The organism is Microvirga sp. CF3016, assembly GCF_036314085.1.
Classification (GTDB): domain Bacteria; phylum Pseudomonadota; class Alphaproteobacteria; order Rhizobiales; family Beijerinckiaceae; genus Microvirga.
This window is the reverse complement of sequence record NZ_JAYGGM010000008.1, coordinates 56,394-69,942: the sequence shown is the minus strand read 5'-3', so window position 1 is coordinate 69,942 and position 13,549 is coordinate 56,394. Positions and strand designations below refer to the sequence as shown.

10 protein-coding genes are annotated in these 13,549 nt (G+C 63.3%); 1 reads left to right on the top strand and 9 read right to left on the bottom strand.

The annotated features are described in order from the left end of the window. Positions 1 to 6: 6 nt before the first annotated feature. Positions 7 to 798, bottom strand: coding sequence for a dienelactone hydrolase family protein (locus tag VB672_RS13390; protein WP_329784693.1), 792 nt, complete (start codon positions 796 to 798; stop codon positions 7 to 9). Positions 799 to 991: 193 nt separating this feature from the next. Between VB672_RS13390 and VB672_RS13385 the strand changes: the two genes are divergently transcribed. Next, positions 992 to 3,007 carry an AI-2E family transporter gene (locus VB672_RS13385; protein WP_329784692.1) on the top strand — a complete coding sequence of 672 codons (2,016 nt, stop codon included), beginning with the start codon at positions 992 to 994 and terminating at the stop codon, positions 3,005 to 3,007. 7 nt (positions 3,008 to 3,014) lie between these two features. Here the strand turns inward: VB672_RS13385 and VB672_RS13380 are convergent, their stop codons facing one another. The 8 genes from VB672_RS13380 to cheB form a co-directional block, all read right to left on the bottom strand. Beyond that, positions 3,015 to 3,998, bottom strand: a complete 984-nt coding sequence (locus tag VB672_RS13380; protein WP_329784691.1) for a peptide ABC transporter ATP-binding protein — start codon at positions 3,996 to 3,998, stop codon at positions 3,015 to 3,017. After that, positions 3,995 to 5,011: an ABC transporter ATP-binding protein gene (locus VB672_RS13375; RefSeq protein WP_329784690.1), complete on the bottom strand. Its 1,017-nt coding sequence runs from the start codon at positions 5,009 to 5,011 to the stop codon at positions 3,995 to 3,997. Before VB672_RS13375 ends, VB672_RS13380 begins: the two co-directional genes overlap by 4 nt. A 2-nt stretch (positions 5,012 to 5,013) precedes the next feature. Beyond that, positions 5,014 to 5,925, bottom strand: coding sequence for an ABC transporter permease subunit (locus VB672_RS13370; protein ID WP_329784689.1), 912 nt, complete (start codon positions 5,923 to 5,925; stop codon positions 5,014 to 5,016). Further along, entirely contained in the window at positions 5,922 to 6,932 is a 1,011-nt protein-coding gene (locus tag VB672_RS13365) for an ABC transporter permease subunit (RefSeq protein ID WP_329784688.1), read from the bottom strand. Before VB672_RS13365 ends, VB672_RS13370 begins: the two co-directional genes overlap by 4 nt. Before the next feature lie 65 nt (positions 6,933 to 6,997). Next, entirely contained in the window at positions 6,998 to 8,599 is a 1,602-nt protein-coding gene (locus tag VB672_RS13360) for an ABC transporter substrate-binding protein (RefSeq protein ID WP_329784687.1), read from the bottom strand. Between the two features lie 239 nt (positions 8,600 to 8,838). Next, positions 8,839 to 10,737, bottom strand: coding sequence for a response regulator (locus VB672_RS13355; RefSeq protein ID WP_329784686.1), 1,899 nt, complete (start codon positions 10,735 to 10,737; stop codon positions 8,839 to 8,841). A 14-nt stretch (positions 10,738 to 10,751) separates the two neighbouring features. Continuing rightward, complete coding sequence (locus VB672_RS13350) at positions 10,752 to 12,476, bottom strand: response regulator (RefSeq protein ID WP_329784685.1); 1,725 nt, start codon at positions 12,474 to 12,476, stop codon at positions 10,752 to 10,754. After that, the gene (gene cheB, locus VB672_RS13345) at positions 12,473 to 13,549 is read right to left on the bottom strand and encodes a chemotaxis-specific protein-glutamate methyltransferase CheB (protein ID WP_329784684.1); all 1,077 of its coding nucleotides are present in this window, start codon (positions 13,547 to 13,549) and stop codon (positions 12,473 to 12,475) included. The genes VB672_RS13350 and cheB overlap by 4 nt, the downstream gene beginning before the upstream one ends.

Below are 13,549 nucleotides of genomic sequence, written 5' to 3'. Positions count from 1 at the left end.
GTCGTGTCAGCCGTCAACGGGAAGGGGGCCCGAGCCCGTCGAGGCATGGATGCCCGCAAGATGGCGCTGGAGGAAGGCCAGGGACCGAGCGGTCGCATCGTCCTCCGCGGCTCCTCTGAACCCATGACCCTGCCCGGGATAGACTTTGATCTCATGCGGCACGTTCTGCTGGCGCAGCAGCGCCTCGACCGCATAGGCATTCGCCACCGGCACGACGGGATCGGCCGCGCCATGCAGGATCAGGGTCGGCGGCAGCTTGGACGTGGTGGCGATGGCCCCCTGCGGCAGCGGACCGAAATAATTCACCAGGGTTTTCACGCGCGGATCCGTGCTCGCAACCGCAAGGCCCAGCGCTGCGCCGAGAGAGATGCCGATGATGCCGATGCGACGCGGGTCGGCGCCGGGATGCTCAGACGCGAAGGCGAGCGCATCCTGGACCGTGCCCATCCAGGGCATGAAGTTCTGGAACAGGGTGCTGAAGGACGCCCGCTTTTCCCCGGTGCGGTCGAGATAGTGGACAAGGTGAACCTGATAGCCGGCTGCCGCGACGTCGCGGGCCCCGTCGCGATACTGCGTATTGTAGCCCAGGCCATCCGCGCCGTGCAGCATGAGAACGGCCGGACGGGGCGAGGAGCCGGCGGCCTGGAAGGTTTCGACGGCAATGGCCTTGCCGCCGCTCTTGAACGAGTTGCGCTGGGTCGTAACGGGCATGGAGGCGGATTGGTCCTGTTGGGCTTGGGCGGTCGGGGAGGCAGCAAGGGCTGCACCGATCAGTAGGCTGCGTCTGGTGATCGACATGGGGCTTGGCACGGCTGGGGGGAAGGCTGCGATAGACTTCAGATGGGTGCGAAATCGGCGCCTTGCAGATGGCAAAAAGTCCCAGATTCTGAAATGGATACGCTTTACGGCCACGCTTAAGGATCGTTTCAGGCGCAAGGACGTTGTTTGTTGGCCGGCGAGATCGTCTCGCGGCTCAGCAGAGATCCAATGAATGCGCCCCGCACCGGCCCCCGTGACCCCTCCGGAGACAGAAATCGAGCCGCCTGGCGTTCCGGGCCTCTCCGGTTTGTTGACCTTGGCCGTGAGCGTGGTCGTGCTGGCTGCGCTCTATGTCGGTGAGGACGTCTTTCTCCCCGTCGTGCTTGCGATCCTGCTGGCCTTCGTGCTTGCTCCCTTCGTCGAGCTGCTGCGCCGCTGGCGCCTGGGGCGGGTGCCGTCCGTCATCATTGCCGTGCTCGTGGCCCTGGGGATTATCGTCTCCCTGGCGGCGGTCATCGGCTTCCAGGTCGCGGGCTTGGCGAGTGACATCCCTCGCTATCAGACTACCATCGAGACCAAGATCGGGTCTCTGCGCGAGGGAGCGCTCGGCAAGCTGCCGCAGCTCCTCAAGGATTTCGGTCGCCGGTTCGACCGCGCCGTCGCAGAGCCGCCGCCGGAGCAGGCTCCCACGGCACCGAGCCCTGCAGCGCCGCCCGCACCGCAAGAGCCTGGTCCGTTGCCGGTCGAAGTGCATGAGCCGGATCCGACGCCGGTTCAGGTCGCTCGGAATGTCCTGCTGCCGCTTCTCGAGCCTCTGGCCACCATGGGCATCGTCTTCGTGGTGCTGGTCTTCATCCTCATGCAGCGGGAGGACCTGCGCGACCGGATGATCCGCCTGTTCGGAGCGAGCGACCTGCACCGCACCACGGCAGCCATGGACGATGCGGCCCGCCGGCTCAGCCGGTACTTCCTGACCCAGCTCGCGCTCAACGCGTCCTTCGGCGTCGTGGCTGCGGTCGGCCTGTGGCTGATCGGCGTGCCGAGCCCCATCCTCTGGGGCGTCTTCGCGGCTCTGATGCGTTTCGTGCCTTATATCGGCTCGTTCCTGGCGGCCGTCCCGCCGATCCTGCTGGCTGCCGCCGTCGATCCCGGCTGGTCGATGGCTCTCATGGCCCTGGCGCTGTTCGCCGTCGGCGAGCCTTTGATGGGCCATGTGGTCGAGCCGATCGTCTATGGACAGAGCACAGGTCTCTCGCCTTTTGCAGTCGTCATTTCAGCCATATTCTGGACCTGGATCTGGGGTCCGGTCGGTCTGCTGATCTCGACGCCCCTGACCCTCTGCCTCGTCGTGCTGGGACGGCACGTGGAGCGGCTCGAGTTTCTCGATGTGCTCCTAGGGGACAGGCCGGCCCTGACGCCTGCCGAAAACCTCTACCAGCGCATGCTGGCGGGCGATCCGGACGAGGCCCTGGAATCGGCGGAACTGCTGCTCAAGGAGCGCTCGCTGACGTCCTATTATGACGAGGTCGCCCTGAGAGGGCTGCAGCTGGCTGCCAACGATGCGACCCGTGGCGTCCTCACGCAGCGCCAGCTCGAACAGGTCAAGGACGTGATCAGGGCCCTGGTGCAGGATCTCGGCAGTCACGAGGACGTGGAACCTCAACCGCAGGAAACCAAGGACGATCCCGTTGCGGCGCCTGCCAGTGAAAAGCCCGCCAACAAGGGGCCCGCCGTCAGGACGCCGATGCCGCAGGAGGGCAATATACCGGAGGATTGGCGAGCCGACGGCGCCGTTCTGTGCATTGCGGGCCGTGGTCCGCTCGACGAGGCAGCCTCGGAGATGCTGTCGCAGCTTTTGACGAAGCACGGGCTCGGCACCAGGGTGATTCCGCATTCCGCGGTCTCACGCCGAGAAATCTTCAACCTGGACATGACCGGCGTGCAGATGGTGTGCATCAGCTATCTGGAGATCAGCGGCACGCCGGCGCATCTGCGCTATCTGCTGAGAAGGCTGAAGCAGAAGGCAAAGGCCCCGACCCTGGTCGGCCTCTGGCCGGCGGAGGATGCGGTTCTGAAAAGCGAGACGATGCGCGCGACCCTTGGAGCCAATTATTACGTCTCGTCCTTGCGGGATGCCGTGGTGCAGTGCCTGAAGGTGGCGATCGGCGAGGAAAAACTGCCGGAACCGGCTAACACGCCTGCAGTCGTAGAGGCAACGGCAGCCAAGCGACTGCCGTTGCCGGCTTGACCATGCTTTAAGCCGCTGCTTCCTTGAGGAAGTTTTCGGCATAGTGGCAGGCCACCTTCCGTCCATCGAGTTCCCGGAGCTGCGGACGCTCCACCTTGCAGCGCTCCGTCACATAGGGGCAGCGTGTGGAGAACACGCAGCCTTTCGGCGGATTGAGCGGCGAGGGGAGTTCGCCTTTCAGCACGATGCGCTTGCGCTTCACGCCGGTGATGCCGGGCGTGGAGGAAAGAAGCGCCTGCGTATAGGGATGCAGCGGACGAGCGTAGATCCTGTCCTTCGGTCCCTGCTCGACCGCGTGGCCCAGATACATGACGAGCACGTCATGGGCGATGTGCCGGACGACGCCGAGATCGTGCGAGATGAAGAGATAGGCCAAGCCCATCTCCTGCTGCAGATCGGCGAGAAGGTTGAGCACCTGCGCCTGGATCGACACGTCGAGGGCCGAGACGGGTTCGTCCGCGACCACGAGCTTGGGCGAGAGCATGAGCGCGCGGGCGATGGCGATGCGCTGGCGCTGTCCGCCAGAGAACATATGCGGATAGCGGTTGTAGTGCTCCGGGCGCAAACCCACCTTCGCCATCATGGCCCGCGCCCGCTCGGTGCGCTCGGACGAGGACAGCTTGGTGTTGATGGCCAGCGGCTCTTCCAGGATCGTGCCCACCTTTTTGCGCGGGTTGAGCGAGCCATAAGGGTTCTGGAACACCAGCTGCACCATGCGGCGCAGCTCCCTGGCGTAGTTCGACGGCGGATCGACCGCATCGATCCCGTCGAGGGAAAGGGAGCCTTCCGTCGGTTTCTCGATAAGGGTCACCATGCGCGCGAGCGTGGACTTGCCGCAACCGGACTCACCCACGACGGCGAGCGTCTTGCCGGGTTCGATGGCGAACGAAATACCGCCGACGGCCTGCAGCTGGCCGGGCTCCTTGAACAGGCCGCGCTTGACCTTGTAGACCTGTTTCAGGCCCTTGGCTTCGACAACGGGAGCGCTCACGACGCAGCCTCCGTTCCAACTGGATGATCGTGTTTGATTTCGGCATTCCGGTTCGGATCGCCGAGCGGATAATGGCAGCGGATATGTCCGCCAGCCCAGGGGCGCAGGTCAGGCCGCACGCTGCGCGAATGCTCCGTGGCATAGGCGCAGCGCGGGCTGAACAGGCAGCCCTTCGGCCGGTCGTAGAGGCCGGGAACCACGCCGGGAATCGTCGCGAGACGCCCACCGTCGCTGCGCTCGGGCAGGGCGGCGAGCAGAGCCGCCGTGTAGGGATGCTGCGGCGAGGCGAAGAGATCCGTCGCAAGCCGTTCTTCCATGATCTGGCCCGCATACATCACCATCACGCGCTTGGCGGTGTCGGCCACCACGCCCATGTTGTGAGTGATCATGACGAGGCCCATGTTGCGCTCCTTCTGGAGCGTCATGAGCAGGTCGAGGATCTGCGCTTGGATCGTCACGTCGAGAGCGGTGGTGGGCTCGTCGGCGATCAGCAGCTTCGGATTGCAGGCAATCGCCATGGCGATCATCACGCGCTGGTTCATGCCGCCCGAGAGCTGGTGCGGATAAGCGGAGAGGCGGCTTTCCGGAGAAGGAATGCCGACCTGCTCCAGGAGCTCGATGGCCCGGTGGCGGGCCGCCTTGCGGTCCATACCCTCGTGCAGGCGCAGCGTTTCGGTGAGCTGGAACCCGATGGTGAAGGAGGGGTTCAAGCTCGTCATCGGCTCCTGGAAGATCATCGCGACGTCCTTGCCCGTGAGCTTGCGGCGCTCCTTGTCGGAGATCGTCAGGAGGTCGCGGCCGTTGAAGGTGAGCTTGTCAGCCCTCACGCGGCCAGGAAAGGGGATGAGACCCATGAGGGCCAGCATCGTGACGCTCTTGCCGGATCCGGATTCTCCTACGACGCCGAGAACCTCGCCCTCTTCGAGCCTGAGGCTCACGCCATCCACGGCACGCATGATGCCGCCTTGGGTCGGGAATTCGACCGACAGATTTTCAATTTCAACAAGAGCCATGATCAGCGCTTCAGTTTTGGATCGAGGGCGTCGCGAAGACCGTCGCCCAGAAGATTAAAGGCAAGCACCGTGATGAGGATCGCCAACCCCGGGAAGGTCACGACCCACCAGGCGCGAAGCACGAACTCGCGGGCATCGGCCAGCATGGTGCCCCATTCCGGGGACGGAGGCTGCGCGCCGAGGCCGAGGAAGCCGAGCGCGGCAGCGTCCAGGATGGCCGTCGAAATACCGAGCGAAGCCTGCACGATCAGGGGAGCGGTGCAGTTCGGCAGCACTTCCTTGAACATCAGCCGTGTCGTGCCGGCGCCGCTCACGCGGGCGGCCGTCACGTAGTCCTTCGAGGTTTCGGTGATCACGGCCGCACGGGCGAGGCGCACGTAATGCGGCAGGATCACCAGGGCGACCGCCAGCATGGCGTTCATCAGGCCTGGGCCCAGCACCGCCACGATCACGATGGCGAGCAGGAGGCTCGGCAGGGTGAGAACGATGTCCATCAGGCGCATGATGAAGATCTCGGTCAGGCCGCGGAAGAAGCCCGCGACGAGGCCGAGCACCGTGCCGACCGCGATCGAGAGCGCCACCACGGCGATGCCGATGAGGAGCGACAGGCGCGCGCCGAAGATCAGACGAGACAGGATGTCACGGCCGATCGGATCGGTTCCGAGCGGATAAGCGATCGAGCCGCCTTCCTGCCAGAACGGCGGCTGCAAGGCGATGGCGGTATTCGTCAGGTTCGGGTCATGCGGAGCGATCACCGGAGCCAACAATGCAATGAGCACGACGGCCACGATGATGAAGAGGCCGGCGACGGCGCCATGGTTGGCGCTGAAATAGCCCCAGAACTCGCGCAGCGGATGGGGAGGAGTGGCCGTCGGCACGGCGACGGCCGGAGCTTCCATGGTTTCAGTGGTCATCGCGTATGCCTGATACGAGGATTGATGAGGCCATAGGCAAGGTCGACGAGAAGGTTCACCGCCATCACCACGACGCCGAGCAACAGGGCGCCGCCCTGCAGCACGGGATAGTCACGACGGAAGATGGCATCGATAAGCCATTTGCCGACGCCGGGCCAGGAGAAGATGGTCTCCGTGAGGATCGCTCCCGTGAACAGCACGCCGACCTGAAGGCCGATCACCGTCACAACGGGAATGAGCGCGTTGCGCAGGGCATGGAGCGCAACGATGCGGAACCGCGAGAGACCCTTGGCCTTGGCAGTGCGGATGTAGTCCTCGCCCAGAACCTCGAGCATCGCCGAGCGCGTCATGCGGGCGATCACCGCCAGCGGCACCGTGCCGAGCACGATCGTGGGCAGGATCAGGTGATTGACCGCCGACCAGAAAGCTTCAGGCTCGTCTGAGAGGAGCGTGTCGATCAGCAGGAAACCGGTGATCGGCTCGATGTAGTAGAGCACATCGATGCGGCCGGAGACCGGCGTCAGGTCGAACTGCACCGAAAACAGCAGGATGAGGATAAGGCCCCACCAGAAGATCGGCATCGAATAACCCGCAAGCGAGATGCCCATCACGCCATGGTCGAAGATCGAGTTTCGTCGGATGGCCGCGATGATGCCGGCCGGAAGGCCGAGGATCAGGGCGAAGAGGATGGCGCAGAGCGCCAGCTCCACCGTCGCGGGAAAGAGCGACGAGAACTCGTTGAGGACGGGCTCCTGCGTGATCATGGACTTGCCGAGATCGCCCTGGAGGACGCGCGTCAGGTAGATGCCGTACTGAACGATGATCGGCTTGTCGAAGCCGTATTCCTTGCGGAGCTGTTCGTGGCGGGCGGGATCGATGCCGCGCTCGCCCGCGAGGGTTTCGATCGGATCGCCCGGCACGAGGCGGATGAGGAAGAAGGCCAGCAACGTGATCCCGAGAAAGGTCGGAATGATCAGGCTGACACGGGTCAAAATGAATCTGAGCATCGTCTGAACGTAAAAAGGCGGAGCGGCTCGAAAAAGCCGCTCCGCCGTAGGTTGAAGGGATTAGCTTACTTGCCCTTGATGTCCACGCCGTAGAAGGTGTGGCGGCCGAACGGCGAGAGCTTGAAATCCACGACTTCCTTGCGGACCGGCTTCAGCTGCACGGCGTGAGCAATCGTGAACCAGGGGGCCTGCTCCTTGAAGATCTTCTGAGCTTCCTCGTAGAGCTTCGTGCGCTCGGCCTGGTTGGTCACGACCTTCGCCTTCGTCACGAGATCGTCGAAGGGCTTGTAGCAGAACTTCGCGATGTTCGAGCCCGAAGCGCTCTGTGCCGAGGCGCAGCCGAGCAGGGTGTGCAGGAAGTTGTCCGGATCGCCGTTGTCGCCCGTCCATCCGAGCTGGGCCATCTGGTGCTCGCCGGCCTGGGCCCGCTTGCGGTACTCGCCCCACTCGAAGCTCTTGATCTCGGCCTTCACGCCGATCTTGGCGAGGTCGGCCTGCATGAGTTCGGCGATGCGCCGTGCATTCGGGTTGTAGGGGCGCTGAACCGGCATGGCCCAGAGGTCGGTCTCGAGACCGTTCGGGTATCCAGCCTCGGCAAGGAGCTTCTTGGCCGCTTCAGGGTTGTACTCGTCGTCCTTGATGGACTTGTTGTACGACCACATGGAGGGCGGGATCGGGTTCGTGGCGGGAACGCCCGAGCCGAGGAACACCGCGTCGACGATCGCCTTCTTGTTCATGGCCATGTTCAAGGCCTTGCGGACGCGCACGTCGTCGAAAGGCTTCTTCGTGGTCTGGTAGGCAAGATAGCCGATGTTGAGGCCGGCCTGCTCCATGACCGTGACGTTCGGGTCCTTCTTCATCGCCTCGAGGTCAGCCGGGTTCGGGTACGGCATGACGTGGCATTCGCCCTTCTGGAGCTTCGCCCAGCGGACGGAAGCGTCCGGCGTGATGGCGAACACGAGATCGTCGAGCTTCGCCTTGCCGCCCCAATATTCGGGGAAGGCCTTGAAGCGGACGATGGCGTCCTTCTGATATTGGACGAGGTAGAACGGGCCCGAGCCGATCGGCTCTTGGTCGATCTTCTCCGGGGTGCCGGCCTTCGCCATGGCGTCGGCGTATTCCTTCGACTGGACGCCCGCCCATTGCATGGCGAGATTCGACAGGAAGGGGGCCTCCGGCCTGTTGAGCGTGATGCGGACGGTGTAGTCGTCAACCTTCTCGACCGACTTCAGCAGGGCGGGCATGCCCATGTCGGTGAAGTAGGAGTGGTTCGGGCTCGTGACCTTGAAGTAAGGATTGTCTTCCTTCCACTGACGCTCGATCATGAACACGACGTCGTCGGCGTTCAGGTTGCGGGTCGGCTTGAAGTTCTTGTTGGAATGGAACTTCGCGTTCTTGCGCAGGTGGAAGGTGTAGACCGTGCCGTCAGCAGAGATGTCCCACTTCTCGGCGAGACCGGGAACGACCTGGGTACCGCCGCGCTCGAAATCGACAATGTTGTCGTAGATGTGCTCGTTGACGTCGAACGACGTACCGGTGGTGTTGATGCCGGGATAGAAGTTTTCCGGGCTGCCCTCGGAGCAGTAGACGAGGGTTTTGGCGGCCAAGGGAGCGGCGGCCAGGAAGGCCGGGACGCAAATGGCTGCGAAAAGGGCTGATTTTTTCATTACCTAGTCCTCTGAGACGGCTCTACTCGTGGCCGTTCTGTGACGGAGTTAAGGTGCGAAGCCCCGTTAATGTCAATCTGTCGATGCAACAATGGATAATTTTTAAAGGAAATTTACCATTTTCTGCCTCTGCGGCAGCCGGAATCGATGCGGTGAGGGGTCAATTTTCCGCGATTCTGGACGGTTCTTAGCTAAAAGCGTCCAAAAACCTTCGTTCACAACCGGCAGGCGGGAGCCCGTCAGGCGGACGGGTTCCGATCCTGCACTCCCTGTGCGGCTTCGGTGACCTTGACAGCCAGATCGGAGCGGCTGAAGGGCTTGTGGAGCATCAGATAGCCGTCCGGCAGCCGCTTTGGATCGGCATATCCGGTCACGAGCAGGATGCCCAGATTGGGCCGTACCTCCCGTGCCTTGTCGGCCAAATCGGTTCCCGTCATGCCGGGCATTGCAAAATCGGCAATGAGAAGGTCGAGCTGATCGTCCGTTCTCAGGATGTCGAGGGCTGATGATCCGTCTGCAGCCTCTACCACCCGATGCCCCATATCGGTCAGATAGGCAGCCGTGACAGTTCTCACTTCCGCATCGTCATCAACAAGAAGGATGCGCACCTTGGGCGCATCGGAGGCAACAGCTTTCACCTCCTGCGGGCCGTCCTCGCGCTCGATGGCCGCACGGGACAGGTAAAGCTCGACGGTTGTTCCCGCTCCGACCGTGCTTTGGATCGTGACGGTGCCGCCGGATTGCTGTGCCAGTCCATAGACCATCGGCAAGCCGAGGCCGGTCCCTTTGCCCACTTCCTTGGTGGTGAAGAAGGGTTCGAGCACCCTGGCCAGAACTTCCGGTGGAATGCCACTGCCCGTGTCTTTGACAGAAATCACCACATACTCACCACTGCCCAACTCCGAAATCCGGCCTTCGTCCACCGTCTCATTGCGGGTCGAGAGCGTGAGGAGCCCGTTCTCGGCCATGGCGTCGCGGGCGTTGATGCACAGGTTGAGAATGGCGAGTTCGAGCTGATCCGGATCGACCATGGCCGTCCACAAGCCATCATGAAGATGCCGCTCGATTCGGATGACGCCGCCAAGGGTTCGCGTCAGCAGGTCGTTCATGCCGATGATGACCTGATTCACGTCCACGGCCTGCAGGCGCAGGTCGCGCTGACGGCTGAAACTCAGGAGTCGCTGGGTCAGGGAGGCGCCGCGCTCCGCCGCGTATGTGGCGTTCTGCAGCAGCCGCGTTAGCCGGGGGTCGTCGGGCGCCCGGCGCGACGCGAGGTCCAGGCTGCCGAGGACGGCCATCAGCAGGTTGTTGAAATCGTGGGCCACGCCGCCGGCAAGGGTTCCGAGGGCCTGCATCTTGTCCGCCTGCCGCAGGCGCATTTCCATCAGCTTGCGCTCGGTGATGTCCCGCTCGATGGTGGCAAGATTCGTGACAGTTCCTGCTTCGTCGAGAATCGGGATGTGGTTGATGAGGAACCACTGGGTTGTGCCATCGGGAGTGGTCCGCTCCTCGATCACCTCGTTCGGCGCGCGCGCAGCAATGGCCCGGCGCTCCGCCTCCTCGATCATCGTAGCCCGTTCGGGCGAGACATAGTCCCGCTCTTTGCAGCCCAGGCAATCCTCCGCGTTGCAGCGGAGACTTCGGGCTTTGCTCGCATTCAGGCGGACGAAACGGCCGTCCAGATCCTTGAACGAGATCAGATCGCCCGTGCTTTCCATCAGCCCGTGCAGAAGCGCGCGCTCCGTATCGAGCTTGCGGGCCAGCATCCGCCGCTGGTAGGCCGCAGCCACCATGTTGGAGAGAGCGGCCGGATCCCAGGGTTTCGGAACATAGGCCATGATGCGGCCCTTGTTGACCGCACCGATCACCGCCTTGAGATCCGCATACCCAGTCAGAAGGATCGCGTCGGCATCGGTCTCATGGCGGGCCTTGGCGAGGAACTCGTCGCCCTGCATCTCGGGCATGCGCTGGTCCGAGATGATGATGGCGATGTCAGGCTCCTGCCGAATGATGTCGAGTGCCTGGACCGGGGATGAGGCCGTCAGGACCCGGTAGTCGTTCTCGAACAGATCCTCGAGCGCGATCAGGATGTCCGGCTCGTCATCGACGACCAGGATCGTGCCATGGGTGGAAGTCATCTCGCTCGACAAGGTCATTGAACAATATGCCTCGGGATCGTGATGGTGAAGCGGGCGCCCCCAAGCGGGCCTGAATCCACCGCGATCGATCCTTTATGGGCCTGGACGACGCTGTAAGCGATCGCCAGGCCAAGTCCAGTTCCGGACCCGACGGGCTTGGTCGTAAAGAACGGCTCGAAGATGCGCTCCCGCAATTCCCCTGGGATACCCGGACCTGTATCGCTGATCTTGATGGTATAGGTTGTCTCGTCGCTCTCAGTTTCAATGTCTATGCCACCGGTGCCCTTGATCGCATCGGCGGCATTGCCGACGATGTTCATGACCACCTGGTTTAGAAGGGCGGGTGAACAATAGAGGTCGGAGACGGCATTGTAACGGCGACGGACATCGATCCGGGTGCCGAGTTTATGGCCCAGGAGGGCCAGAACAGTTTCGATTGATTCCGGCACGTTGACGGTCTGGAAGTCGCCCTCATCGAGCCTAGAAAATCGTCTTAGGTTAAGAACAAGCTCCTGAATGCGAGCTAGGCCGAGCTTCATCGCGCCGACACGATCACGTGATTTCTGAACCTGCCGCTCCAGTCCTGCCTCCGCAGGGAGTTTCGCGGCGATCTCTGCGAGAAGCTTCTCCACAGTTCCCTGATGCGCCTGGATGAAAGCGAGCGGATTGTTGATCTCGTGGGCGATGCCCGCGACCAATTCGCCGAGAGAGGCCATTTTGGCCGCCTGAACGAGCTGGGCCTGGGTGCCTTTCAGGAGATCGTTGGCTTCTGCGAGCTCCCTGTTGGCCTTGGCCAGGGCCTCCGCGGAGGCGGCCTCCGCCCGCGCCTTTGCGAGAGCCAGTTCCCGCTCACGCAATTCCGCCTCGATACGCCAGTTTTCGTCCTGCATAAGCTTGCGGCGGACGAGCGCGCGGATGCGCACGCGCATCACATCGGCTTCCACCGTGGAAGGGACGATGTCATCCACACCTGCGGCAAAGGCGCGGGCAAGCAGGTGACCTCCCTCCTCATTGCCGATGCCGACAATGGCGAAGCTTGGGGCGTCCGTGCCCGGCAACGGCGCGAGACCGCGATAGAGGTTGAGCTGGCGACACAGTTCGATGCCGTCGAAGCCGGGGCTGAGCAGGTTGACTAGAACGCAGTCCCAGGTGGCATCGGGCGCGCGGACCAGCCGGAGAGCCTCGGCCGATTCCAACGCCGGCGTCACCGCATAACCCTCATGGGAGAGCAGGTTCTGGAGATAGGTGCGCCGGGTCGTGCTGTCTTCCACGATCAGGATGCAGGCCCGGCGGAAGGCGCCGAAGCTCGGAGACTGCCGCTCCTCCTTGGAATCGCCCATGGGCGACGAGCGTCGGCGCAGCAGCGCCTTGATCCGTAGGACGATCAGTTCCTGTTCGGCGGATTTTGAGATGTAGGCATCCGCTCCGCTTTCCAGGCCCTGGCGTTCAACGGCTCGCTCCCGGGCCTCCGTCAGCATGATCACGGGGATCGCCCGCGTTCGCACGTTGAGGCGCATCTGACGGGTCAATTCGTCTCCGTTCATGGCGGGCAGGTGGAAATCGGCGATGACGAGATCAGGCAGGTTTTCGTTCAGGCTGTCGAGGGCAGACTCCGCAGTGGCATGCCATGAGACGCTGAAGCCGTTCGTTTCAAGCATATGACGCAATTGAAGAGCCTGGGTCTCCGAATCCTCGACCAGCAGGATCTCGGCAGCCTGCGCAACGGAGCCGTCACTCATTCGCCCTCTCCCCGCACCAGCTTGAGGATCCTGGGAGCGATCAGGTCGAGGGGCAGGCTGACATTGACGCCGCCCATGCGGGTCGCCGCTGCCGGCATCCCGTAGACGACGGCGGTGCTCTCATCCTCAGCCAGCCCATAGCCGCCGGCTTGGCGCAGTTCGACAAGGCCTTGCGCCCCGTCCTCACCCATGCCGGTCAGGATAACTCCAAGTCCCCTCCGGCCTGCCGACCGCGCCATCGACTGGAACAGCATGGTGGCGGAAGGCCGCTGGTTGCCTAAGGGAGGCTCGCCGCTCACTTTCAAGGTGCCCGCAGAAGACAGGAGGAGGTGCCGGTCCCCGGGAGCGACGTAGACATGACCCGCGATCGGGATCTCCTGATCCTGCGCCAGGCGAACCTTCAGCGGCAGCAGCCCGTTCAGCCAGGAGGCGAACCCCTCCATGAACGGAGCCCCCATGTGCTGAACGAGGAGGATCGGCAGCGAAAAGTCTTCCGGGAGAGCGCCCAGAACCTTGGCGAGGGCCGGCGGCCCGCCCGTGGAAGCGGCAATTCCCATGATGCTCGGGCGTGCCGTGCCCCATTCCGGATCGCGTCTGGGAACCGAGACGACGCTTTTCTCCCGCCATGCCGTGAATGAGCGCTGCCGGACCACGGGTACCTGGCTCATGATGTAGAGCTGGGTGCAGATGGTGCTGGCGATCCCGGCATAGCCGGCGCTTGAGAGGCCCACAGGCTTTTCCACGACTGTGAGCGCGCCGGCCCGAAGCGCATTCATGGAGATTTTGAGAGAGGAATCCTCGATACTGTCGGCAATGACGACGATGGGCGTCGGGTGCTCAGACATGATTCGGCGCGTCGCTTCCAGCCCATCCATTCCCGGAAGACGGATATCCATGGATACGACGTCGGGTTGCACGCGCCCGATTTCCCGGAGCGCCTCCTCGGCGGAACCGACGGCGGCGGCGACGATGAGGCGCGGATCACTGGCGATGATATGGACGAGCAGCTGCCGGACGACGAGGGAATCCTCGACGACCATCACCCGAACCCGCGACTGAGGCGCCATACTCAT

What these genes read in the sequence shown, in the direction of transcription:
- VB672_RS13390 (WP_329784693.1), bottom strand. Translation starts at nt 798, where the DNA reads ATGTCGATCACCAGACGCAGCCTACTGATCGGTGCAGCCCTTGCTGCC.
- VB672_RS13385 (WP_329784692.1), top strand. Translation starts at nt 992, where the DNA reads ATGCGCCCCGCACCGGCCCCCGTGACCCCTCCGGAGACAGAAATCGAG.
- VB672_RS13375 (WP_329784690.1), bottom strand. Translation starts at nt 5,011, where the DNA reads ATGGCTCTTGTTGAAATTGAAAATCTGTCGGTCGAATTCCCGACCCAA.
- VB672_RS13370 (WP_329784689.1), bottom strand. Translation starts at nt 5,925, where the DNA reads ATGACCACTGAAACCATGGAAGCTCCGGCCGTCGCCGTGCCGACGGCC.
- VB672_RS13365 (WP_329784688.1), bottom strand. Translation starts at nt 6,932, where the DNA reads ATGCTCAGATTCATTTTGACCCGTGTCAGCCTGATCATTCCGACCTTT.
- VB672_RS13360 (WP_329784687.1), bottom strand. Translation starts at nt 8,599, where the DNA reads ATGAAAAAATCAGCCCTTTTCGCAGCCATTTGCGTCCCGGCCTTCCTG.
- VB672_RS13355 (WP_329784686.1), bottom strand. Translation starts at nt 10,737, where the DNA reads ATGACTTCCACCCATGGCACGATCCTGGTCGTCGATGACGAGCCGGAC.
- VB672_RS13350 (WP_329784685.1), bottom strand. Translation starts at nt 12,476, where the DNA reads ATGAGTGACGGCTCCGTTGCGCAGGCTGCCGAGATCCTGCTGGTCGAG.
- cheB (WP_329784684.1), bottom strand. Translation starts at nt 13,549, where the DNA reads ATGAGTATGGCGCCTCAGTCGCGGGTTCGGGTGATGGTCGTCGAGGAT.